This window comes from Aeromonas sp. FL131, assembly GCF_049860615.1.
In the GTDB taxonomy this organism is placed as follows: domain Bacteria; phylum Pseudomonadota; class Gammaproteobacteria; order Enterobacterales; family Aeromonadaceae; genus Aeromonas; species Aeromonas hydrophila.
In genome coordinates this window covers 2,987,753-3,010,155 of record NZ_CP187595.1, presented here as the reverse complement: position 1 = coordinate 3,010,155, position 22,403 = coordinate 2,987,753, and the positions used below count along the sequence as shown (strand labels likewise).

General features: G+C 62.1%; 18 protein-coding genes and 2 pseudogenes. 6 read left to right on the top strand and 14 right to left on the bottom strand.

Features of this window, described 5'->3' with window-relative positions:
- Positions 1-190: 190 nt before the first annotated feature.
- Positions 191-1,633: an alanine/glycine:cation symporter family protein gene (locus ACPW75_RS13810; RefSeq protein ID WP_011706925.1), complete on the top strand. Its 1,443-nt coding sequence runs from the start codon at positions 191-193 to the stop codon at positions 1,631-1,633.
- 76 nt (positions 1,634-1,709) lie between these two features.
- Here the strand turns inward: ACPW75_RS13810 and ACPW75_RS13805 are convergent, their stop codons facing one another.
- The 3 genes from ACPW75_RS13805 to ACPW75_RS13795 are packed head-to-tail and all read right to left on the bottom strand — an operon-like array spanning position 1,710 to position 5,576.
- The gene (locus tag ACPW75_RS13805) at positions 1,710-3,683 is read right to left on the bottom strand and encodes a transglutaminaseTgpA domain-containing protein (RefSeq protein WP_252410852.1); all 1,974 of its coding nucleotides are present in this window, start codon (positions 3,681-3,683) and stop codon (positions 1,710-1,712) included.
- A complete protein-coding gene (locus ACPW75_RS13800) occupies positions 3,670-4,656 on the bottom strand; it encodes a DUF58 domain-containing protein (RefSeq protein WP_077096067.1) in 987 nt (328 codons plus the stop codon). The genes ACPW75_RS13805 and ACPW75_RS13800 overlap by 14 nt, the downstream gene beginning before the upstream one ends.
- Positions 4,656-5,576, bottom strand: coding sequence for an AAA family ATPase (locus ACPW75_RS13795; RefSeq protein WP_077096068.1), 921 nt, complete (start codon positions 5,574-5,576; stop codon positions 4,656-4,658). The genes ACPW75_RS13800 and ACPW75_RS13795 overlap by 1 nt, the downstream gene beginning before the upstream one ends.
- 190 nt (positions 5,577-5,766) lie before the next feature.
- Between ACPW75_RS13795 and ampC the strand changes: the two genes are divergently transcribed.
- Positions 5,767-6,915: an FOX/MOX family class C beta-lactamase gene (ampC, locus tag ACPW75_RS13790; RefSeq protein WP_077096069.1), complete on the top strand. Its 1,149-nt coding sequence runs from the start codon at positions 5,767-5,769 to the stop codon at positions 6,913-6,915.
- Positions 6,916-7,429: 514 nt separating this feature from the next.
- Positions 7,430-8,935 carry a dipeptide/tripeptide permease DtpB gene (gene dtpB / locus ACPW75_RS13785; RefSeq protein WP_077096070.1) on the top strand — a complete coding sequence of 502 codons (1,506 nt, stop codon included), beginning with the start codon at positions 7,430-7,432 and terminating at the stop codon, positions 8,933-8,935.
- Positions 8,936-8,981: 46 nt separating this feature from the next.
- On the opposite strand, the gene ruvX is transcribed toward dtpB, so the two are convergent.
- Both ruvX and ACPW75_RS13775 read right to left on the bottom strand, forming a co-directional pair.
- Entirely contained in the window at positions 8,982-9,404 is a 423-nt protein-coding gene (gene ruvX, locus ACPW75_RS13780) for a Holliday junction resolvase RuvX (protein WP_011706917.1), read from the bottom strand.
- Between the two features lie 46 nt (positions 9,405-9,450).
- Positions 9,451-10,005, bottom strand: a complete 555-nt coding sequence (locus tag ACPW75_RS13775; protein WP_016351591.1) for a YqgE/AlgH family protein — start codon at positions 10,003-10,005, stop codon at positions 9,451-9,453.
- Positions 10,006-10,123: 118 nt separating this feature from the next.
- On the opposite strand from ACPW75_RS13775, the gene ACPW75_RS13770 reads away from it, so the two are divergent.
- The gene (locus ACPW75_RS13770) at positions 10,124-11,749 is read left to right on the top strand and encodes a methyl-accepting chemotaxis protein (RefSeq protein WP_077096071.1); all 1,626 of its coding nucleotides are present in this window, start codon (positions 10,124-10,126) and stop codon (positions 11,747-11,749) included.
- 97 nt (positions 11,750-11,846) lie between these two features.
- Here ACPW75_RS13770 and gshB read toward each other — a convergent pair whose 3' ends face one another.
- The 5 genes from gshB to metK form a co-directional block, all read right to left on the bottom strand.
- Positions 11,847-12,800: a glutathione synthase gene (gene gshB, locus ACPW75_RS13765; protein ID WP_077096072.1), complete on the bottom strand. Its 954-nt coding sequence runs from the start codon at positions 12,798-12,800 to the stop codon at positions 11,847-11,849.
- Positions 12,801-12,914: 114 nt separating this feature from the next.
- On the bottom strand, positions 12,915-13,646 hold the full coding sequence (rsmE, locus tag ACPW75_RS13760) for a 16S rRNA (uracil(1498)-N(3))-methyltransferase (protein WP_077096073.1): 732 nt from the start codon (positions 13,644-13,646) through the stop codon (positions 12,915-12,917).
- A gap of 63 nt (positions 13,647-13,709) precedes the next feature.
- Entirely contained in the window at positions 13,710-14,393 is a 684-nt protein-coding gene (locus tag ACPW75_RS13755) for an endonuclease (protein ID WP_060390007.1), read from the bottom strand.
- A gap of 77 nt (positions 14,394-14,470) precedes the next feature.
- Entirely contained in the window at positions 14,471-15,016 is a 546-nt protein-coding gene (locus ACPW75_RS13750; RefSeq protein WP_077096075.1) for a SprT family zinc-dependent metalloprotease, read from the bottom strand.
- Between the two features lie 69 nt (positions 15,017-15,085).
- The gene (metK, locus tag ACPW75_RS13745; RefSeq protein WP_011706910.1) at positions 15,086-16,237 is read right to left on the bottom strand and encodes a methionine adenosyltransferase; all 1,152 of its coding nucleotides are present in this window, start codon (positions 16,235-16,237) and stop codon (positions 15,086-15,088) included.
- A gap of 342 nt (positions 16,238-16,579) precedes the next feature.
- Between metK and tkt the strand changes: the two genes are divergently transcribed.
- A complete protein-coding gene (gene tkt, locus ACPW75_RS13740; RefSeq protein ID WP_016351585.1) occupies positions 16,580-18,571 on the top strand; it encodes a transketolase in 1,992 nt (663 codons plus the stop codon).
- Between the two features lie 410 nt (positions 18,572-18,981).
- Positions 18,982-19,383, top strand: coding sequence for a hypothetical protein (locus tag ACPW75_RS13735; protein ID WP_081398590.1), 402 nt, complete (start codon positions 18,982-18,984; stop codon positions 19,381-19,383).
- A gap of 145 nt (positions 19,384-19,528) precedes the next feature.
- Here the strand turns inward: ACPW75_RS13735 and ACPW75_RS13730 are convergent.
- The 4 genes and pseudogenes from ACPW75_RS13730 to ACPW75_RS13715 all read right to left on the bottom strand — a co-directional run.
- A pseudogene (locus tag ACPW75_RS13730) lies at positions 19,529-19,843 on the bottom strand (RidA family protein); the annotation flags it as partial.
- A 13-nt stretch (positions 19,844-19,856) separates the two neighbouring features.
- The gene (locus ACPW75_RS13725) at positions 19,857-20,639 is read right to left on the bottom strand and encodes an IS3 family transposase (RefSeq protein WP_223936907.1); all 783 of its coding nucleotides are present in this window, start codon (positions 20,637-20,639) and stop codon (positions 19,857-19,859) included.
- Positions 20,640-20,674: 35 nt separating this feature from the next.
- A complete protein-coding gene (locus ACPW75_RS13720) occupies positions 20,675-20,989 on the bottom strand; it encodes a transposase (RefSeq protein ID WP_039026396.1) in 315 nt (104 codons plus the stop codon).
- Positions 20,990-21,042: 53 nt separating this feature from the next.
- Positions 21,043-22,011, bottom strand: a pseudogene (locus tag ACPW75_RS13715) (RidA family protein); the annotation flags it as partial.
- Positions 22,012-22,403 lie beyond the last annotated feature (392 nt).

Sequence of the window (22,403 nt, the reverse complement as noted above, 5' to 3'; positions counted from 1 at the left end):
GAAATTTTGCGAGTTAAATGAAGCTTTAATGCACTGGATCGCTCGTTTTTTGTTTCCGCAGTGATCCCGATCACTATTCTGAACTCCCTCGCTATGCTAGATTCCGCCCCTTTAGTGAACCGCAAATTCAGAAACAGACAGCAAGGGGTCAGCGCAGACTGACCATGGATGTGATAACAACGAGAGAAATATGGACACCTTGATCGCAATGATTAACGACCTGATGTGGGGAGCCGTGCTCATCTACCTGCTCATCGGCGTCGGCATCTTCTTCACCTTCCGCCTGGGTTTTATCCAGATCCGCCACTTCGGCCACATGTTCTCCGTCTTGCGCAACAGCCGCAAATCAGACAACGCCGGCATCTCCTCCTTCCAGGCCCTCTGTACCAGCCTTGCCGCCCGCGTGGGTACCGGCAATCTGGCCGGGGTGGCGGTGGCCATCTATCTGGGTGGCCCGGGTGCCATCTTCTGGATGTGGCTGATCGCTTTCATCGGCATGGCGACCGCCTTCGTCGAGAGCACCCTGGCCCAGCTCTACAAGGTCAAGGATGAGGACGGCAACTACCGTGGCGGCCCCGCCTACTACATGGAGAAGGGGCTCGGCATGCGCTGGATGGGGGTGTTGTTCTCGCTCTGCCTGATCCTGGCGTTCGGTCTGGTGTTCAACGCGGTACAAGCCAACTCCATCAGCCTGGCGATGAACGTGGCCTTCGGCATCCCCGACTGGGTCAGCGGTTTGGCGCTGGTGGTTCTCTCCGGTCTCATCATCTTCGGCGGCATTCGCGGCATTGCCCGTTTCGCCGAGCTGGTCGTGCCCTTCATGGCGCTGGCCTACATCCTGATGGCGCTGTTCGTGGTGGCCATGAACATCAGCGAGCTGCCGGGGGTATTCAGCCTCATCATCAAGTCTGCCTTCGGTCTTGAGCAGGCCGGCTCCGGTGCGCTGGGCTACGCCATCTCCCAGGCGATGATCAACGGCATCAAGCGCGGTCTCTTCTCCAACGAAGCCGGTATGGGCTCCGCTCCCAACGCCGCCGCAACCGCGACGCCCTATCCGCCGCACCCGGCCTCCCAGGGCTATGTGCAGATGCTGGGGGTGTTCCTCGATACCATCGTCATCTGTACCTGTACTGCCGCCATCATCCTGATGTCCGGCCAGTTTGAACCGGGCTCCGGCATCACCGGGGTGGAGCTGACCCAAAGGGCGCTCTCCTCCCAGATCGGTGGCGGTGGCAACATCTTCATCGCGGCGGCCATCTTCTTCTTCGCCTTCACCTCCATCGTGGCGAACTACTCCTACGCCGAGACCAACCTGGTGTTCCTCGAGCACAACCACAAGGGCGGCCTGATGCTGTTCCGGATGTTCGTGCTGGGCATGGTGATGTTCGGCTCGGTGGGCGAGCTGCCGACCGTGTGGGCCATGGCGGATGTCTCCATGGGGCTGATGGCCATCGTCAACCTGGTGGCGATTCTGCTGCTCTCCGGGGTGGCCATCAAGCTGGCGCGGGACTACAACGACCAGCTCAAGCTGGGCAAGGTGCCCACCTTCGACGCCAACAAGTACCCCGAGATCCGCAGCCAGCTGGAAGAGGGGATCTGGGACAATCCGGCGCAAAACAGCAAGCAGGCATAAGCCTCGCAGTCGCCGTTGTCTGACAACAAGGGGAGCAACTGGCTCCCCTTTCGTTTGGGCGTCGTTTTCACCGCCGTCAGCTGTAGGCATCCCAGCGCCGGCAGATCTGGCGCAGCCGTCGTCGCAGCTGGCGCAGAGTGCGGTGACGCTGCGCCGCCGACAAGGGGGCATAACGCCAGCGCCGGTAGAGCCAGGCGCCCTGTTGCAGCGGCCGCGTGAGAAAGGGTCTGAGGTCGGCGAGGCGCTCGCACCAGCTGGCCAGGCTCTCCCCCGCCAAGGGCTGCCAGCCATGGCGCGCGGCGCGCCGGCGCAGAGGCTGCCATAGCCGCAGGGGCAGTGGAGCCGGGCCGCGCCAGATCAGCAGGCCGCCTACCAGGCTGGCTACCCCCAGCAGGGCGGCTAGGATCAGCCAGTGAGTATGGCCGGCCAGCACCGGCCAGCGTTGTCCCAGCTGCTGCCACAGGCTGGCGGCATCATAGTTGAGCACCCAGCGGGTCCATTGGTAATCGAGATTGGCCCCCCACCAGCGCAACTGGTTGAGCAGAGCCCAGTTGCGATAACGCTGCAGGGAGAGGGGGTCCGCGGCGGCGAACTCGCCACCAAGGGCCGCCGGCATGCCCCCCTCGATGCGCTGGGGGGCCACTGCGGCGGTGGGATCGAGCCGCTGCCAGCGGTTCTGCTCATCCAGATACTCCACCCAGGCGTGGGCATCAAACTGATGCACCTCCAGATAGTTGCCCCTCGGATTCCACTCACCGCCGAGGTAGCCGGTCACCAGCCGGGCCGGGACGCCGGCCGCCCGCAGCACGAAGGCGGTGGCCGTGGCGTAGTGACCACAAAAGCCGCGCCGGCTCTCGAACAGAAAATCATCCACCCCGTCTTGCCCCAGCCGCGGCGGCTGCAGGGTGTAGTAGAAGTCGCCTTGGCGAAACTCGCCCAGCAGGGCGGCGGCCAGCGCCTCTGGCGCCGGATGGCGGGCCTTGAGCGCCAGGGCGTGGGCCCGGGCCTTGGGGTTGCCACTGGCGGGCAACTGCAGGTTGAGGTGACGGGCAGCGTCATCGGCAGGTGGCGCCATGGCGGCCGTGCTGACCCGGTAGCTGACACGGCCATCCCCCCGATCCTGGCGATAGAGGGTGGTGAGGGGGCTCAAGGTGACCGGGCCGCTCAACACCTCGGGGTCGGCCAGGGCCAGGGTCCAGCGCAGGCGCTGGGGCTCGGCGATCACCTGATAACTGCCGGCCGGCAGCGGCGTCGCCGGGTTGGCCGCCGGCAGCATCTGCACGGATTGGGATTGTTGCCAGCGGCGCACCTGGTCGCTGAGCAACCAGCGCCGGCCATCGAACAGCTCCTGGCGCATCAGCGGGAAGTAGCGCTCCTTCGGCGGGGGCGGGGCGGCGGCGAAGGTGATGCGAAAGGCAAGCTCGGAGGAGTTGACCAGCTCGCTGATGTCGCCGGGGGCCACCTCCTCCGAGAGGCCGGAAAGGGCGCGGCTGCTGCTCGGCATCTGCCACAGCGGCGCCAGCCTTGGCAGCAGCAGAAATAGGGTGAGCAGCAGGGGGATGGCCAGCAGCAGGATGAGCCCGGCACGGCGCCACAGTCGCTGGCCGAGGGGCTGCACCGCCGCCAGCAGCGTGGTGACCGCCAGCCAGAGCGCCCCCGTCATCGCCAGGGCCCACCCCATGCTTTGCCGTTGCACCAGCGCCAGCGCGACGAGAAAGAAGGCGAGCAGCAGCACCTGCTCCACATCCCGCTCTCGCCGTACCTCGATGAGCTTGAGGCCGTAGCCGAGCCAGAGCAGGTTGATGAGGGCCGGCAGGGTGCCGAGCTGGCGCCACTGCCAGCCAAGCAGCGCCACACCCAGCATGGCCAGCAGTGCCAGCGCGGCAGCGGGCGGCGGGCGCCAGCCCCGCCACAGCATCATGGCCCGCATGCCCAGAGTGAGCAGTGAAACGGCCACCACCCAGAGTTGCAGCTGGGGCCAGAGTGCCGGGATCAGCAGCAGCTGCAGCAGGGCGAGCAGCGGCAGCAGGCGCCGGTTATCGAGCAGCATCGAGGTCGACCTCCTGCTGTGACTCCACGGTATCGACGCGGGCCAGCGCCAGCCGGCAGCGCTGTAAAAAGGCGGCGCCGCTGTCCGGCCCGAGCGTCTGGGCCGCCAGCGTCAGGCTGAAGGGAATGCCCCGCTTGGCATAGTCATCACACCACCAGGTGAGCACCGCCAGCCGCTGCTCCAGATCCCGGCCGCCGACCCGCGGCAGGCTGAGGTGGGTATCATCCTGCCCCGGCTCGCAGAACTGCTTTACCAGCAGGCCGCGTCCCTGGGCGAGCTGCTTCCAGGCGACCCGGCTCAGCGGCTCCCCGCTCTGGTGGGCCCGCAGCATGTCGAAATCCCCCATCGAAGCCGGGGTAGGCTGCCCCCGACTACCCGCTGCATCGGTCGCGGTCTCCCCGCGCAGGGGGCCATACTCGGGAGCCGGCGCGAGCCAGCCCTCCAGCTGCAGGTCCAGCAGCGTCCAGCAATGAAACAGGCCGAGGGGGTAGCGGCTCTCCACCCGCAGCCTCTCCAGCGGCAGGCGTCCGCGCCGGGGGCCCAGCACCGGCAGGAGCAGGGGTTGGGGCACCGCGTCCACCTGCGCCAGCCAAAGCCGCCCTTCATTGAGGGAAAATTGCAGTGCCTGCAGCGGCCGTTCGCTGCGCACCGTGATGGGCATGGGCAGGGGGCTGCCCGCCTCTCCCAGCACGGTGGGCCCCCCCAGCAGAGACAACCCCAGCAGGTTGCGGTGGGTGAGCCACATGGTGACCATGAACAGGCTGCCGAGGCCGTAGGCCACCAGCAACACCAGGTTGTTCTGGTAGTTGGTGCCGAGCAGATAGATGGCCAGCATCACCAGCAGATACCAGAGGCCGAGCCGGGTGGGCAGGATGAACAGGCAGCGCCCCTGCAGGGTGATCTGGCGGGCCGGCGGGATGCGCCGGGCCAGCCAGCCTTGTTGCCACCTGGCCCTGCGCTGGCGCCAGTTCATCAGGGGCGATCCGGATCGACCCGGGCCAGCAGGCGCTGGCTGAGCGGGCAGGCTTCGCCGCGCTGCACCCCGAAGCTGCCCCTGAGCCTGTGTTCGGCCACGTAGGGGAAGACTGCCTGCACATCCTCCACGCTGACGAAGCGGCGGCCCGCAACCAGGGCCCAGGCCCGGCTCACCGCCAGCAGGGTCTGGGCGGCGCGGGGCGAGAGTGGTTGCGGCAGGTCGGCGTCGAAGCGGCTCTGCTGCACCAGCGCCAACAGGTAGTCGAGGCTGGCATCGGAGAGGTGGATCTGCTCCGCCTCGGCCTGCAGGGCGGCCAGCTCGGCGGCGCTCAGCTGCCGTTCGAGGGGCGCGATCTGGCTGGCCCCGCGCAGCAGTCGCCGCTCCGCTTCCGGGGTGGGAAAACCGAGGGAGAGGCGCACCGCGAAGCGATCGAGCTGGGATTCCGGCAGGGGGTAGGTGCCCGCCTGATCCGCCGGGTTCTGGGTGGCGATGACGAAGAAGGGGGAGGGCAGCGGGTGGCTCTCTCCCTCTATACTCACCTTGCCTTCGGCCATGGCCTCCAGCAGGGCACTCTGTACCTTGGGGCTGGCGCGGTTGATCTCGTCCGCCAGCAGCACCTGGGCAAAGACGGGGCCAGGATGAAAGCGAAACTGCTGCTGGTGGGGATCAAAGATCTGCAGCCCCAGCAGATCGGCCGGCAGCAGATCGGCGGTGAATTGCACCCGCCGGCAGTCGAGCCCCAGCACCTGCGCCAGGGCATGGGCCAGGGTGGTCTTGCCCATGCCGGGCAGATCCTCGATCAGCAGGTGACCACGGGCCAGCAGGGTCACCAGGGCTATCTTGAGTTGCAACGGCTTGCCGAGGATCACCTGCTCCAGTGCCGTCAGCAGCCGGGTTATCTGTGGTTGTGTCTGCACGTGCGCCTCCCTGTGTGATGCCGCCCCTACAGCTTATACGCCCGTGGCCGGGCAAGAGGGGCAAGTCATGGATAACTCATTGAATCTGGATGATTTGGCTGGTGACTTCACACAGACTTCACCCAGGCTCATGCCCGGCACACGCAGGTCGGTTAGGCTGACAGCTCCTGAACATACTGAGATTTTTGCCATGAAACAGACCAGATCCCTGCCACTGCTGGCCCTCGGCACCCTGCTGCTTGCCCCGCTTTCCCTGGCGGCCCCCGTCGATCCGCTGAACGCTGTGGTGGATGACGCCATCCGCCCCATGCTCAAGCAGCACAGGATCCCGGGCATGGCGGTCGCCGTGCTGAAGGGGGGGCAGGCCCACTACTTCAACTACGGGCTGGCCGATATGGCGGCCGGGAAGAAGGTCAGCGAGCAGACCCTGTTCGAGATTGGCTCGGTCAGCAAAACCTATACCGCCACCCTTGGTGCCTACGCCGTGGTCAAGGGGGGGATTGGGCTGGATGACAAGGTGAGCCGGCACGCGCCCTGGCTCAAGGGCTCCGCCTTCGATGGCGTCACCATGGCGGAGCTCGCCACCTACAGCGCCGGCGGGCTGCCGCTGCAATTCCCCGACGAGGTGGAATCGGTCGAACAAATGCAGTCTTACTATCGCCAGTGGACGCCGGCCTATCAGCCGGGCAGCCATCGCCAGTACTCCAATCCCAGTATCGGTCTGTTCGGCCATCTGGCGGCGAGCAGCCTGCAGCAGCCATTTGCCCAGTTGATGGAGCAGACCCTGCTGCCCGGGCTCGGCTTGCATCACACTTATCTCGATGTGCCGAAGCAGGCCATGGCGAGTTATGCCTATGGCTATTCGAAGGAGGACAAGCCTATCAGGGTCAATCCCGGCATGCTGGCCGACGAGGCCTACGGCATCAAGACCAGCTCGGCGGATCTGCTCGCCTTCGTGAAGGCCAATATCAGCGGGGTTGATGACAAGGCGTTGCAGCAGGCCATCTCCCTGACCCACCAAGGGCGCTACTCGGTCGGCGAGATGACCCAGGGGCTGGGCTGGGAGAGTTACACCTATCCCGTCAGCGAGCAGACGCTGCTGGCGGGCAACTCCTCGGCGGTGATTTACAATGCCAACCCGGTCAAACCTGTTGCCGCGTCCCAAGAGACGGGGGGGGCGCGACTCTACAACAAGACCGGCTCGACCAACGGCTTTGGTGCCTATGTGGCCTTCGTGCCGGCCAAAGGGATCGGCATCGTCATGCTGGCCAACCGCAACTACCCCAACGAGGCCAGAGTCAGCGCGGCCCATGCCATTTTGAGCCAGCTGGCCCCCTGATCCGCCGCACTTGGCGGACGGCCCACGGGTCGCCAACACCATGTAGAAAAACGCCGGCCAGTCCGGCGTTTTTTTATGCATAGAGGGTTGGTAGCGGGAAAACAGATCCGTTTGCACCAATAAAACTAATGTGGTTTCATTAGAAAACTTCACCTATTTCAACAAGTGAAGTGTGATCGGCTATTGGTTTGCGTTAATAGTAGTGTCTTATCATGCCATCTGTCGATTTTTCGGCTTTTACAATTGTCGCGAGATTGTCGGGTGTGCGATGACGGGGGCAAACAGCTGCCAGCCCGTTGCCAAACGCCTGCGGAATATTGTGCCGGGCATGAAGTCGCCCGATCCCCCACCTTATCGTGTCAGGAGCCATCCGGCTTGTTCCCAGCCCTGCCAGCTGACCATCCGCCGCTGCGAGCGCAGTGGTGATCACCACAGACAGAGGTGCCCGCGCACACTTATCCGTGCGGCGGCCCCATATCACACCAATAAAAAACACCAAGACAGGTAGGTTAGCATGCGTCCATCGGCCCCGACCGGGTTGTTGCAACAGCCCAAACCCTTTTTCATGATCTTCTTCGTCGAACTCTGGGAGCGCTTCGGTTATTACGGCGTCCAGGGGATCCTGGCGGTGTTCTTCGTCCAGCAGCTGGGATTTTCACAGGAGCAGTCGTTCATCACCTTCGGTGCCTTCTCGGCGCTGGTATATGGCCTCATCTCGGTGGGTGGCTATGTGGGCGACCACGTGCTGGGCACCAAACGCACCATGGTGCTGGGGGCCATCGTGCTGGTCATCGGCTATTTCATGACCGGCATGTCCATCTACAATCCCGACCTCATCTTCTATGCACTGGGCACCATCGCGGTCGGCAACTGCCTGTTCAAGGCCAACCCCGCCAGCCTGCTCGCCAAGTGTTATGAGCGCGGCGATCCCCGGCTGGATGGGGCCTTCACCCTGTTCTACATGTCGATCAACATCGGCTCGCTCATCTCGCTGTCGCTGGCGCCGGTCATCGCCGATCACTACGGCTATACGGTGACCTACAACCTGTGCGGGGTGGGCCTGGTCATCGCGCTGCTGACCTTCTTCGCCTGTCGTCACATGGTCAGGGACATCGGCTCCGAGCCCGACCATCTGCCGCTCGATTACGGCAAGCTGCTGCTGGTCTTGCTGGGGTCGGTGGCGCTGGTCTTCTTCTGCGCCTGGCTGATGCACCACGTGGTGATCGCCAACATGGTGCTGATGACGGTGACCCTGGCCGTGGTGATCTTCTTCTTTCGCGAGGCCTTCAAGCTCGATGCGGTGGCTCGCAACAAGATGTACGTGGCCTTCGTGCTGATGCTGGAAGCCGTGGTGTTCTACGTGCTCTACGCCCAGATGCCGACCTCGCTCAACTTCTTTGCCATCAACAACATGCATCACGAGATGCTGGGGATGAGCGTCAACCCCATCAGCTTCCAGGCGCTCAACCCCTTCTGGGTGGTGGTAGGCAGCCCGGTGCTGGCGATGATCTATACCCGGCTGGGCAGCAAGGGGCGCGATCTCACTATGCCCCTCAAGTTCACTCTGGGCATGCTGTTCTGCTCCCTCGGCTTTCTCACCGCGGCGGCCTCCGGCATCTGGTTTGCCGATGCTCAGGGGCTCACCTCACCCTGGTTCATGGTGCTCATTTATCTGTTCCAGAGTCTGGGAGAGCTGATGATCAGCGCCCTGGGGCTGGCCATGGTGGCGGCATTGGTGCCGCAGCGGCTGATGGGCTTCATCCTCGGGATGTGGTTCCTGACCCAGGCGATGGCCTCTTTGCTGGGGGGCTATGTGGCGACCTTTACCGCCGTGCCGCAAGGGGTGACCGATCCGCTGCAGACCCTGCCCATCTACACGGACGTGTTTGGCAAGATTGGGCTGGTGACCCTGCTGGTGGCGGTGGTGATGGCGCTGATGGTGCCCTGGCTCAACCGCATGATGCATGCCGGTCAGGGTGAAGAAGAGGAGGATCTGCTCTCGCAACAGGCCAAGGCCTGATGCAGGCATGGGGAGGGGCGGGATTAACCTGCCTCTCCCCCGGCTGTCAACCGTACTGCTCTTCCATCCAGGCTTCCAGGATCAGCTGGGCGGAGACCCCGTCCACGCTGCCTTTCTCCAGCGCCCGATAGCCTCCCCGCTCGAACAGTCGTGCCCGCGCATCCGTGGTGGTGAGCCGCTCGTCCTTGAACTCCACCTGCTTGCCGAAGCGGCCGTGCAGCCGGTTGCCGAATTTGCGGGCCCGCACCGTGATCTCCTGCTCGGTGCCGTCCATGTTGAGCGGCAGGCCGACAACCAGCAGATCCGGTTGCCACTCCTTGAGCAGCTTGTCGATGTCGTCCCAGTTGGGGATGCCGTCGTTGGCCTTGATGGCGCGCAGGGGCTGGGCCGTGCCGGTGAGCTCCTGACCGATGGCCACCCCTATGCTTTTGGTGCCGTAGTCAAAGCCCATGATACTGCGTGATGACATTGCATTGATTCCTCAAAATGCCTCGCAAAATGCGTGGCAAACGGCATCAGCTGTGGCCGATGTCGCTGGATAGATGGATGGGGTTGACCCCTATGCTGGCGGCGGCCTGCTGCCAGCGCTGATGGATCGGGGTCTTGAACACCAGATCCGGATTGGGCGGTATTACCAGCCAGGCACCGTCGACCAGCTCCTGCTCCAGCTGGCCGGCACTCCAGCCGGCATACCCGAGCGCCACCAGCCAGTGGGCGGGGGCCTCCTCGGTGCCGAGGGTTTCCAATATATCCTTGGAAGTGGTGACCATGAGCTCGTCTCCCACCTGCAGGGTGGAGTTGAAGCCCGGTCGGAAGCTGTGCAGCACGAAGCCACGGTCGGCGTGCACCGGCCCTCCCTGCAGCACCGGCTGCTTGAGCTCGGGGCTGGGGGGCGGCGCCAGTTTGAGCTGGGTCAGCATGGCATCCAGCGACATGTCCACCGGGATGTTGACCACCAGCCCCATGGCGCCTTCTTCGCTGTGTTCGCACAGGTAGACCAGCGAACGCTCGAAATAGGGATCGGAGAGGCTCGGCATGGCGAGCAGGAAGTGATTTTGCAGTGTTTGCATATGGGCCAAATATTGCAAAGGTATTTGGGTCAATTATGGCAGTTCGCCGAGGCGGGCAAAACCGCTTTTTACCGCTTGCGGGCCGGTTCCCCGCCGCAGTCAGGATGGAGATAACACCATGGAAGGTATTTCGATCAGACAGAAGTTGATCCTGGGCTGTGTGGTACCCCTGCTGGCACTGGTGCTGCTGGTGATCGGGGCTATCCAGGCGATGTCCCAGCTGATGGCTGGCATGAACAGCATGTATCAGGGGGAGGTGGTGCAGCTCAAGGAGCTCAAGCAGATCGCCGATCTCTACGCGGTCAAGGTGATCGATGCGGCCAACAAGGCCAATGTGGGGGGCTTTGACCCCGCCAGATCGCGCGCGGACATGAGCGCCGCTCAGCAGGAGATCAAGCGCATCTGGCAGGGCTACCGCAGCCAGCCGATGAGCCAGGCCGAGCAGCGGGAAGCCGACCAGATGCAGGGGCTGTTCGCGGCGGCAGACCGGGAGATTGAGGCGGTGATGCAGATCCTGGCCGACATGCAAGGGAGCAATCAGGGTCAGCTGGCCGCCCATATCATGCCGCTCTATCGGGTGATCGACCCGGTCAGCGACGGGATCAGCGCCCTGGTGGAGTATCAGCTGAAGGAGGCCGAGAAGAACATGACCGAGCTCAACGGGCTCAGGGTGCAGCTCAACCGGCTGTTTATCTTGCTGCTGGTGGTCGGCGGCGCCTGCATCCTGTTCTTCGGGGTGTGGGCCGGGCGCAGCGTCAGCCAGCCCCTGGCTGCCATGGGCGGGATCTTGCGCGGCATGCAGAGGGATCTCGATCTGAGCAAACTGGCACCGGTGCTGCGCAAGGACGAGATGGGCGGGTTGGCCCACTCCCTCAACGATGTGATATGCCATTTTCGCGAGCTCATCACCCAGATCAACGGCATGGCGGAGCAGCTTGCCAGGGAGTCGGCCCAGCTGGCCCATATCGGCGTCGAGAGCCGCCAGCGCTTCGCCCAGCAGCAGGCCGAGACCGATCAGACCGCGACGGCCATGAACCAGATGAGCGCGACCGTGGCGGAAGTGGCCAACAGCTCCAACAATGCTGCCGATGCGGCGCGCCATGCCGACGGGAGTGCCCGGCACGGTCACCAGATAGTGGCGGACGCCATCCAGTGCATGTCCGGGCTGTCGTCCCAGATCCAGAACACCGCTGCCATGATCACCCAGCTGGCCGATGACAGCCGCAATATCAGCAGCGTGATGGATGCCATTCGCGGCATCGCCGAGCAGACCAACCTGCTGGCGCTCAACGCCGCCATCGAGGCGGCGCGGGCCGGTGATCAGGGACGGGGTTTTGCGGTGGTGGCCGACGAGGTACGCACCCTGGCCCAGCGTACCCAGCGCTCCACCGAGGAGATCGGCAAGACCATCGTCAAGTTGCAGCAGGGGGCCACCCAGGCAGCTTCCAGCATGGAGCTGGGGCTGGATCAGGTGGAGCAGTCCAACCGCACCGTGCTGGCCTGTGGTCAGGCGCTTGGCGAGATAGTCAGTTCGGTCAACGTGATCAACGAGATGAATACCCACATCGCCACGGCGGCGGAGGAGCAGAGCAAGGTGGCCGAGGACATCAGCCGCAATGTGGTCAATATCGCCCACATCGCCAGCGAGTCGACACAGGCCGCCTCCCAGTTGAACCAGAGCTGCCACGAGCTGGAACAGCTATCGAGCGAACTCAAGGTAAAGGTGGGGCAGTTCCGCTGTTGACGGGGCTGAGACAGGATAGAAAAGAGGCGGCCCCGGGGCCGCCTCTTTTTATTACCGCTCGCTCACTAGAGCGAGCAGCAATTTAACTGTGGCTGGCTCAGGCCTTGGCCAGCCGGTGTTCGATGGCATCCATCAGCATACCGGTGATGTGCACGTCGAAGGCCGCTTCAATCTCGCGGATGCAGGTCGGGCTGGTGACGTTAATCTCGGTCAGCCGATCGCCGATGATGTCGAGACCGACGAAGATGAGCCCCTTCTCTTTCAGCGTCGGGCCCACCGCACGGGCGATGGCCCAGTCTGCTTCGCTCAGGGGGCGCGCCTCGCCACGGCCGCCGGCCGCCAGGTTGCCACGAGTCTCCCCCTGGGCCGGGATGCGGGCCAGGCAGTAGGGCACCGGCTCACCGTCCACCACCAGCACCCGCTTGTCGCCATCCTTGATGGCGGGCAGATAGGTCTGCGCCATGCAGTACTGGCTGCCGTGAGAGGTTAATGTCTCGATGATGACGCCGACGTTGGCGTCATCCTCCTTCATGCGGAAGATGGAGGCACCGCCCATACCGTCCAGCGGCTTGAGGATGACATCCTTGTGCTTGGCGTGGAAGGCGCGCAGCTTGTCGGCACGGCGGGTCACCAGCGTGGTCGGGGTGTGCTCGGCAAACCAGGCGGTGTAGAGCTTCTCGTTGGCGTCGCGCAGGCTCTGCGGCTTGTTGACGATGAGGCAGCCCTCATCCTCGGCCCGCTCCAGCATGTAGGTGGCGTAGATGAACTCGGTGTCGAAGGGGGGATCCTTGCGCATCAGGATCACGTCCAGGCTGGAGAGCGGCTGATCCACCACCTCGCCCAGCGTGTACCAGTCGGCATAGTCATATTTGACGGTGAGCGGACGCATGGTACCGAAGGCGCGACCGGCCTCCATGTAGAGGTCTTTCATCTCCAGATAGAACAGCTCGTAGCCGCGCTTTTGCGCCTCTTCGAGCATGGCGAAGCTGGAGTCCTTCTTGATGTTGATGGCCGAGATGGGGTCCATCACGATGCCGAGTTTAATGGTCATCCGCTGTTCCTTCTTAATGGCTCGATGGGGTTGTAGGCTCGATTAGCGCAGCGTAATCGGCCGCTTGCGGCTGCATCGAGGTTGCCATGGGGCTGATCGATGCGGCCGATGGTATCAAGCGAGATCGCCAAAGCGGCATTGCAGCGCAGTAATCGCCGTCAGGGCGGCGGTTTCGGTGCGCAGCACCCGCGGCCCCAGCAGCATCTCTTTGAAATCTTCCTGCACGGTACGGGCGATCTCGTCGCTCGACAAGCCCCCTTCCGGGCCGATCAGCAGGCGCACGCCGTGCTCAGGAACGGGCAGGGTGTTGATGCTGTAAGGGGCGCGCGGGTGCAGGTTGAGCTTGAGCTCCTGGGTCTTTTCCGCCAGCCAGGCGTCCAGCTCCATCGGCATGCGCACCTCGGGCACCACGTTGCGGCCGCACTGCTCGCAGGCGCTGATCACCACTTTCTGCCACTGCTCGCGTTTTTTCTCCAGCCGATCGGCCGGCAGCTTGACGCCGCAGCGCTCGGAGAAGAGCGGGGTAATGCAGGTGACGCCCAGCTCCACCGATTTCTGGATGGTGAAGTCCATCTTGTCGCCGCGGCTGATCACCTGACCGAGGTGGATGGCCAGCGGGGATTCCACCGAGCGGGTGTCGCAACTGTCGATGGTCACTTCCACCGACTTCTTGCCGACGCTGGCGATGGTGGCGGGGTACTGGTTGCCGTCGCCGTTGAACAGCTCGAGCTGCTGACCCGGCTGCATGCGCAGCACCCGGCCGATGTGGTTGGCACCGTCTTCCGACAGGGCGAGGGTCTGGCCCACCTGCAGGGCGGCCGGTTCATAGATACGTGGAATGCGCATGGCTCAGTGTCAGTCTCTGGTTCAAGAAGAGGGATTTTAAATCCCTTGTGTCCATAGATGGGGTTATCGGCACTGCTTTTCAATAAAGGGGTTGGTATTGCCCTGCAGCTTGCCGATGCGGCGGTTGCGCTCGCACTCCCAGCCGTCGGCCGGGTACTGCCTGTCCCAGGCTTCGAACAGTTTACGCTGTTGCGCCGCCAGACGCAGCCCATACTGCTGGCTCATGTAGAGGTAGGCGCGGGCGATCTGGCCGCGTACCGGCCCCTTGGGCGGCTGCACCTGGCGATTTTTGAAGTCCACCAGCATCCGGCACTGGCCGTACTGATCCGGGGTGCCATTCCAGTCGGAGAAGCGGAAGTTGGCGCGATCGCCGTTCACCTCGCCGATGGCGGGGAAGAGGTTGTGCATGTCCCCTTCCATCTGGTTGAACTCGTCGCTCTTGCCGCAATTCTTGCGACCGCCCTGCTGCCAGCACTGCAGCTGGTGGCCGAACTCCCAGGCCGGTACCACGTGTTCCCACTCGATGCGAGCTGCGCGCTTGGGCTGCTTGCGCGGCTCATAGCCGCAGCTGGCCAGATCCGGGCTCATTTTCTTGCCCTGATAGTCAATCTTGCAGCCGCAATAGAAGGTGACCGGGTGATCCTGATAGAGGCGGTTCAGATCCTGTTTGGCGGCGCGAAAAGTCTGGGCATGCAGGGGCAGACTGACCAGCAGGGTCAGGGCGAGAGAGAGCAGGGGACGAAACATGGTGATCCTTGGCAATGAGATGGTTGGCGGAAAAAAGCAGAGAGGCACCCTAGCACAGGGACGCGACACCGGCTGGCTTACAGCGACGAGCCAACCCGCTCCAGCGGCTGCTTGCAGCGGCGGCAGTGGTAGCGAGCCTCGCCGCGCACCACCTTGTTGTGGCGGCGCACCGACAGCTGATGCTGCTGGCAGAGGCAGCGATAGGGGATGGTCGGCTGCGCCAGTACCGCCAGATCGAAGCTGTGGGTGGTTCTGGGCTCAAGGCCGAACACCGCCCGCATCACCGATTGCCACTGGCGGCCGTGAGGCAGTACCCGCGATCTGCCGCGCCCTTCGCCGCTATGTTCACCCCAAAGGGCATAGACCAGCAGGTGGGCCACCTCGTGGGGCACCACCTCGGCCAGAAACGCCCGCTGGTTGGCCTGGTAGAGGGCCGGGTTGAAGCGCAGCTCCCAGGTTTGCAGCCGCGCCGACCCTGCCGCCCGGCCGCGCATGTTGCAATGGACTTGCGGGCGGGGAAAGGGGCGGCCAAGGCGCGCTTCGGCCTGCACAAAACAGGCGTCGACACGGGCGAGCAACTGATCGTGCAGGGCGGGATCGAGGCGGGTAGCGGTGGCGGACATCGGGTTCTCGGCAAATGGCGGACAAGCAAAAGGGGAGCCAGGCTCCCCTTTATACCACAAGCGTGACGCTTACAGACCGGCGGCGGAACGCAGCAGTTCGGCCTTGTCGGTCTGTTCCCACGGGAACTCGTTGCGACCGAAGTGACCGTAGGCGGCAGTGGCCTGGTAGATCGGGCGCTTCAGATCCAGCATCTGGATCAGGCCGTACGGACGCAGTTCGAAGTGCTCGCGCACCAGCTTGACCAGCAGATCCTCGGCGACCTTGGCAGTGCCGAAGGTTTCGACGCTGATGGAGGTCGGCTCGGCCACGCCGATGGCGTAGGAGATCTGGATTTCGCAGCGATCGGCCAGACCGGCGGCGACGATGTTCTTGGCCACGTAGCGGGCGGCGTAGGCAGCGGAGCGGTCAACCTTGGACGGATCCTTGCCGGAGAAGGCGCCACCACCGTGACGGGCCATGCCGCCGTAGGTGTCGACGATGATCTTGCGACCGGTCAGACCGCAGTCACCCATCGGGCCGCCGATGACGAAACGGCCGGTCGGGTTGATGAAGTATTTGGTGTCCTTGTTGACCCACTCGGCCGGCAGCACCGGCTTGATGATCTCTTCGCGCACCGCTTCCACCAGATCCTTGTGGCTGATGGATTCGGCGTGCTGGGTAGACAGCACCACGGCATCCACACCGATGATCTTGCCGGCGTCGTCGTAGGCGAAGGTCAGCTGGCTCTTGGCATCCGGACGCAGCCACGGCAGGGTGCCGTTCTTGCGCACTTCAGCCTGACGCTTCACCAGCAGGTGAGAGTAGGTGATGGGGGCCGGCATCAGCACGTCGGTTTCGTTGGTGGCGTAGCCGAACATCAGGCCCTGGTCGCCCGCGCCCTGTTCCAGCGGATCGCTGCGGTCAACGCCCTGGTTGATGTCCGGGGACTGCTTGCCGATGGCGTTCAGCACGGCGCAGGAGTCGGCATCGAAGCCCATGTCGGAGTGGGTGTAGCCGATGTCGCGCACGGTGTCGCGCACGATCTGCTCGATGTCTACCCAGGCGGTGGTGGTTACTTCACCGGCCACCATGACCATGCCGGTCTTGACCAGGGTCTCGCAGGCGACACGGGCCTTGGTGTCTTGCTTGAGGATGGCGTCCAGGACCGCATCGGAGATCTGGTCCGCAATCTTGTCGGGATGGCCTTCGGAGACCGACTCGGAAGTAAACAGCTTTGCCATGATGGGATTCTCAGCTTGTCTGGGGTTATCGCCGCAGCAATAACCGGGTGATGATAGGATGATTGTAGAGGTATCTACATCTGGACGTCCATTTTAGTTAGCGCCCCCCTCGATTGCCAGCACTATTTTGGTTTTACCGCCCCCTGGCCGAACAAGATCCGCGCTTTACCCCATTTGGGGTGTAAAGCGGTTACGGCTCAATCGTTTGCCCCGTCAAGAAAAGCGATTGAGCTCCCAAAGCCACTTTATTCGCCCAGATAATATTTGCACGCCGCGCCCCCTGCTGGGACAATAACGCGCCTTAATCTTGGCCATCAAATGAAGCAATCGCAGGAGATACAGATGCCTTCTCGTAAAGAGCTTGCCAATGCCATTCGCGCATTGAGTATGGATGCCGTTCAAAAAGCCAACTCCGGTCACCCGGGCGCCCCCATGGGAATGGCGGATATCGCCGAAGTGTTGTGGCGCAGCCACCTCAAACATAACCCGAACAACCCCAAGTGGGCCGACCGCGACCGTTTCATTCTCTCCAACGGCCACGGCTCCATGCTGCTGTACTCCCTGCTGCACCTCTCCGGTTATGACCTCTCCATCGACGATCTGAAAAACTTCCGCCAACTGCACTCTCGCACCCCGGGTCACCCGGAGTACGGTTACGCGCCGGGCGTTGAAACCACGACCGGTCCGCTGGGTCAGGGCATCACCAATGCCGTCGGCATGGCGATCGCCGAGAAGGCCATGGCCGAGCAGTTCAACCAGCCGGGTCACGACATCGTTGACCACTACACCTACGCCTTCATGGGCGACGGCTGCCTGATGGAAGGTATCTCCCACGAAGCCTGCTCCCTGGCCGGTACCCTGCAACTGGGCAAACTGATCGCGTTCTGGGATGACAACGGCATCTCCATCGACGGTCACGTGGAAGGCTGGTTCACCGACGACACCGTCAAGCGCTTCGAAGCTTACGGCTGGCACGTGATTGCCGCCGTTGACGGCCACAGCCCGGAAGCGATCAACGCCGCCATCGAAGCCGCCAAGGCCGAGACCGGCAAGCCGACCCTGATCTGCTGCCGCACCATCATCGGTTACGGCTCCCCGAACAAATCCGGTTCTCACGACTGCCACGGCTCACCGCTGGGCAACGACGAGATCGCCGCCGCCCGTGCCTTCCTGAAGTGGGACCACGCGCCGTTCGTTATCCCGTCCGACATCGCTGCCGAGTGGAACGGTCAGGAGAAGGGCGCCAAACTGGAAGCCGACTGGGCTGCCAAGTTCGCCGCCTATGAAGCCGCTCACCCGACCCTGGCTGCCGAATTCAAGCGCCGTACTGCTGGCGAACTGCCGGCCAACTGGGCCGCTGAATCCGCCAAGATCATCGAAACCCTGCAAGCCAACCCGGCCAAGATCGCGACCCGCAAAGCGTCCCAGAACTCGCTGGAAGCCTTCGGCAAGCTGCTGCCGGAGTTCATGGGTGGTTCTGCCGACCTGGCGCCGTCCAACCTGACCATGTGGTCCGGTTCCAAGTCCCTGACCAACGACGATGCCTCCGGCAACTACATCCACTACGGTGTACGCGAGTTCGGCATGTCCGCCATCATGAACGGTATCGCCCTGCACGGTGGTTTCATCCCTTACGGCGCCACCTTCCTGATGTTCATGGAATACGCCCGCAACGCCCTGCGCATGGCCGCCCTGATGAAGCAGCGCGCCATCTTCGTTTACACCCATGACTCCATCGGTCTGGGTGAAGATGGCCCGACTCACCAGCCGGTCGAGCAGATCGCTTCCCTGCGTCTGACCCCGAACATGAGCACCTGGCGTCCGTGTGACCAGGTTGAGTCCGCCATCGCCTGGAAGCACGCCATCGAGCGTACCGACGGCCCGACTGCGCTGATCTTCTCTCGTCAGAACCTGGCCCAGATGGACCGCAGCGCCCAGCAACTGGCCGATACCGCCAAGGGTGGTTACGTGCTGAAGGATTGTGCCGGCAAGCCTGAGCTGATCCTGATCGCCACCGGTTCCGAAGTGGAACTGGCCGTTGCCGCCTATGAGCAGCTGACTGCCAAGGGCCGTGCCGTGCGCGTGGTCTCCATGCCGGCCACCGACGTGTTCGATGCCCAATCTGCCGAGTACAAAGAGTCCGTCCTGCCGGCCTCCGTCACCAAGCGTGTGGCCATCGAAGCCGGCATCGCCGACTACTGGTACAAGTACGTCGGTTTCGGCGGCAAGATCATCGGCATGACCACCTTCGGTGAGTCTGCACCGGCCGAGCTGCTGTTCAAGGAATTCGGCTTTACCGTGGAAAACGTGGTTGCGACTGCTGAATCCCTGTAATCGCTGAATATTGGGTCAATCTGACTCAATAGCCGGAACGATAAAACGCCCTCCATCGCAAGATGGGGGGCGTTTTTTATGGCTGCTTGGGTATGACGAAATAGCGTGTGAGCCAATACGGGAGGTATTCAGATCGATTACTTGATCAATCTCGCTTTTTCTTTTGAATTTGCTTTCAAGTTTGGCGTCATACGATACCATGCTGGGCGGCTTACCCCCGTCATTACAAGGCATAAACCAATATTCGGTAGCGTCCATTGAACAAGCTTGGTTAGCAACGTTCGGGCTATTTGATGGTTGCTGGCTGCTTGGTGTCATGCAGCAGGGTTGTCGGGATGGCGGTCAGTTTTTCATGAAGAGTTCTTGATTATAAAAATGTCATGTGACGTATATCTGAAATGGAGTTTCCCATGTCTTGTTCCATTGTCATCAATCAGTCAGCACAGAAACTACAAGTCAATAAGGACAGCTACGATCTGGGAAGAATATCGAACGTACAGGTTAGGGTCCTTTCCTGGAAAGACAAAATACTCAATATGATGATATTGGGGGCCCTTGCTTCCAGTTTACTGTTCATATTCGTGCCAACGGATGCACAAGGTCAGGTTATTACATGGATTCTTCCTGCTATTGCATTTTTGATTGGTGCATGTCTGGCACTGGTGATAAGTACCAAGTATGAGTTCAGGTTGGAATTCAGACATTCTGATGAGGTAGGAGTGCAATGGTTCACGGCTGCCAAGAGTCGAGCCGAGAGTGACTTTACATTGTTCAAACAGTGGGAAGCTGAACTAAAGCACCATATTCGATAGCCTGTTATTGGCCCGCAGGTTCGATTGGCGAAGCGTCATCGAATGTTCGCGCATCTGCGTCGATGCCATAAAAATAATATCCCTCCCTGTTACCAAACAAGAGACCGGCATATAGCCGGTCTCTTTTTATTATTCAGGGCATGTCTTATACCTGCGGCGGGGTGCTTTCCGCGTTGGACATCACCGCATCAATCTGCACCAGGGCGCCGGCGGGCAGCTCGCTTACACCAATCACGGTGCGGGCGGGCAGATAGGCCGGGAAGTATTTGGTGTAGATGGCATCCACATCTGTCAGATCCGCGATGTTCTTCACCTGGATATTGACCTTGACGATATCGTCCATCACGTGGCCGATGCTCTCGACGATGGTCTTGATATGGCCGAGGCACTGGGCGGTCTGCTCCTTGACACAACCGGTCAGGATCTTGCCGGTAGCCAGGTCAACCTGTAATGACCCAGCCGTTCCTGCACAACTAAGCGGCTTCGGCATAGGCCTGCGCCGGTGTTTTCATCTTTAGCGCCTGGTGAGGACGCTTCTGGTTGTAAAACTGGATCCAGTCGCCAATCACCCGACTGGCATGCTGCAAGGTCTCGAACCTCTGCCGATGGGCACACTGCTCCTTGAGCGTTCTGATCACCCGCTCGACCATGCCGTTTTGTTCCGGCGTGTACGGCGTGATGAACTCCTGCTGCAACCCATAGCTCTTCACCAGTGCTGTGTAGTTGCGGCTGGTAAACACCAACCCATTGTCGCTACGTAACAAAAACGGCGATGCAACTCGTCCCAAGCTGCCGAAGCGAGCAATTAAGGCTTGCTCCAGCGCTGCCTCGGCCGTTTTCGATTTACCACTGCGCGAGAGATGCCATCCCAGTAGTTCACGGGTATGGCAATCAATCACCAGCGCCAAGGAACACCAGCCATCGCGACCAGCCCAGATCCGGCATAGGTCCGTCGCCCAGCGTTGGTTGGGCGCTGAGGCCACCGAAGGCAGGGCCTGGATCCGGGGGCGAAACCCAACCGGACGCTTGCGAACTTGCCAGCCCTTGAGCTGGAAGATGCGCTGTACCGTGTTCTTGTTGAACCCCAACAGGGCTGCAACCGTCCGGTAACCGAACGATGGGTTCTCCTCAATCATGTTTTTGATCGGGGTGACCAGATGCTCCTGAAGCTTGGGCGCGGCCTTGACGCTGCGGTAGTACCAACTACGACGCGGCAGGCCAAACCAGCGGCAGAGCTTGCTGACGGAGACATCAATACCTTCTGCGCGTAATCCCTGCTGAACATCGGCGACTATCTGTCGTCCTCGCCCAGCAGGGAGGCCAGCTTTTTTCTGGCGCGTAACTCCAGCATGGCCTCGCCATAAGCTTCCTGGAGTTCCTTGAGCTGCTTCTCGTACTGCTCGCGAATATCCAGTGGCTTGGCCCGTAAGGCGTTTTCCATGCCCCGTTTGGCGTCATCTACCCATTCTTCAATCTCGGAGGGCGGCAAATCAAAGGCTCGAGCCGCTTCGGCGACGGTGGTCTTGCCCTGAATGATTTCCATGACCAAGGCGGACTTGCGCTTGGCCGTCCAACGTTTGATTTCTTCGTCCATCGTGATGCTCATGTCTGTGATCTCCACTCATTATGACCTGAGCAGGATTTCAGTGGGTCATTACAAACCGGCAGCTGGCCGGCGATGTGGTTGTAGTGGGAGAAGGCGACGGTCTGGGTGTGCAGCGGGCTTCTCGGCGCCTTGTCGGTATTGCGGGCGCTGATCACCAGATTGTGTCTGTCTTCCACCAGCTGTGGCGGGGTGCCGTCACCGTGGGAGATGACCGCATCCATCTGCACCCGGGCGCCCTGCGGCAGGGCGGAGGCCACGATCACGCTGCGCGCCGGCAGGTAGGCGACGGCGCGGGCAATGGCGGAGTCCGGGAAGAAGGTGGTGTAGACCTCGTTGACGGCGTCCAGATCGGCCAGGCTGGTCAGATAGACGGTGACCTTGACGATATCGTCAAACGGCACATCGATGCTCTCCAGCACGTGCTTGATGTTGCGCAGGCACTGCTCCGCCTGCTGCTGGATGCCACCGGCGACCAGCTGGCCCGATGCGGCATCGACCGGCAGCTGGGCACCGATATTGTTGTAGTGGGAGAAGGCGACGGTATGGGTCGAGAGCGGATCCTGCGGCGCCTTGTCGCTGTTGCGGGAGAGCTTCAGCAAGGGGCAGGGAGCCTGCGGGAAGGTGCCTTCACCGTTGGAGATGAGCGCGTCCATCTGCACGGCGGCGCCGAGCGGCAGACCGGCCACCGCCAGCACGGTACGGGTCGGCAGCAGGCGCGGGAAGAACTCGCGATAGACGGCGTTGACCGCGTCGAGATCGGCAATCTCTTTGAGAAACACCGTGATTTTGACCACGTCATCCATCACATGATCGATGCTCTCGACGATGGCCTTGATATTGGTGAGGCACTGTCTGGCCTGCGCCTTGATATCCCCTGCGACCAGCGCGCCCGTTTTCGGGTCGACCGGCAGCTGGGCGGAGATATTGTTGTAGTGGGAGAACGCCACGCTCTGGGTGCTGGGGCTCAGATCCTGCGGTGCATTGGCGGTATTTCTGGCTGACTTGATGATGGTACCACTCATGGCGATACTCCTTTTTCGTTTTTGATGTAGGGTCAGGCCGCGTTGCTCTTCCCTGGCCAATGTGCCACGCAGGGCGATACCCATGATGGCGGCAACAGTTGCCCGTTCCCGCCGCAGGGCGACGGGGGCAGGGGACCATGGTCATCACTGTGTAAAGCCTTGTGCCGGTGCCGCCGGCGCGTGCAAACGGATAAGGGAGAAATAAATCGGCTTGATGATTCAGACGGGAGGATTCTAGGGGGCGTTCGCCAGCGGATGCAAACCGGGATCCGGTTTCTATGAGGTGGCTCAACAGAGTGAAATATATTCACTTTGCTATTCAATGCATGACCAGAATGGCCAGTAAAGGTGATGGGGCTCCCACTTTTTGCCATGCAGACGGCTGATGGCAC

Bases quoted from the DNA above. Each gene is read 5' to 3' on its own strand.
- ACPW75_RS13810 (WP_011706925.1), top strand. From the start codon at position 191: ATGGACACCTTGATCGCAATGATTAACGACCTGATGTGGGGAGCCGTG.
- ACPW75_RS13805 (WP_252410852.1), bottom strand. From the start codon at position 3,683: ATGCTGCTCGATAACCGGCGCCTGCTGCCGCTGCTCGCCCTGCTGCAG.
- ACPW75_RS13800 (WP_077096067.1), bottom strand. From the start codon at position 4,656: ATGAACTGGCGCCAGCGCAGGGCCAGGTGGCAACAAGGCTGGCTGGCC.
- ampC (WP_077096069.1), top strand. From the start codon at position 5,767: ATGAAACAGACCAGATCCCTGCCACTGCTGGCCCTCGGCACCCTGCTG.
- dtpB (WP_077096070.1), top strand. From the start codon at position 7,430: ATGCGTCCATCGGCCCCGACCGGGTTGTTGCAACAGCCCAAACCCTTT.
- ruvX (WP_011706917.1), bottom strand. From the start codon at position 9,404: ATGTCATCACGCAGTATCATGGGCTTTGACTACGGCACCAAAAGCATA.
- ACPW75_RS13775 (WP_016351591.1), bottom strand. From the start codon at position 10,005: ATGCAAACACTGCAAAATCACTTCCTGCTCGCCATGCCGAGCCTCTCC.
- ACPW75_RS13770 (WP_077096071.1), top strand. From the start codon at position 10,124: ATGGAAGGTATTTCGATCAGACAGAAGTTGATCCTGGGCTGTGTGGTA.
- gshB (WP_077096072.1), bottom strand. From the start codon at position 12,800: ATGACCATTAAACTCGGCATCGTGATGGACCCCATCTCGGCCATCAAC.
- rsmE (WP_077096073.1), bottom strand. From the start codon at position 13,646: ATGCGCATTCCACGTATCTATGAACCGGCCGCCCTGCAGGTGGGCCAG.
- ACPW75_RS13755 (WP_060390007.1), bottom strand. From the start codon at position 14,393: ATGTTTCGTCCCCTGCTCTCTCTCGCCCTGACCCTGCTGGTCAGTCTG.
- ACPW75_RS13750 (WP_077096075.1), bottom strand. From the start codon at position 15,016: ATGTCCGCCACCGCTACCCGCCTCGATCCCGCCCTGCACGATCAGTTG.
- metK (WP_011706910.1), bottom strand. From the start codon at position 16,237: ATGGCAAAGCTGTTTACTTCCGAGTCGGTCTCCGAAGGCCATCCCGAC.
- tkt (WP_016351585.1), top strand. From the start codon at position 16,580: ATGCCTTCTCGTAAAGAGCTTGCCAATGCCATTCGCGCATTGAGTATG.
- ACPW75_RS13735 (WP_081398590.1), top strand. From the start codon at position 18,982: ATGTCTTGTTCCATTGTCATCAATCAGTCAGCACAGAAACTACAAGTC.
- ACPW75_RS13720 (WP_039026396.1), bottom strand. From the start codon at position 20,989: ATGAGCATCACGATGGACGAAGAAATCAAACGTTGGACGGCCAAGCGC.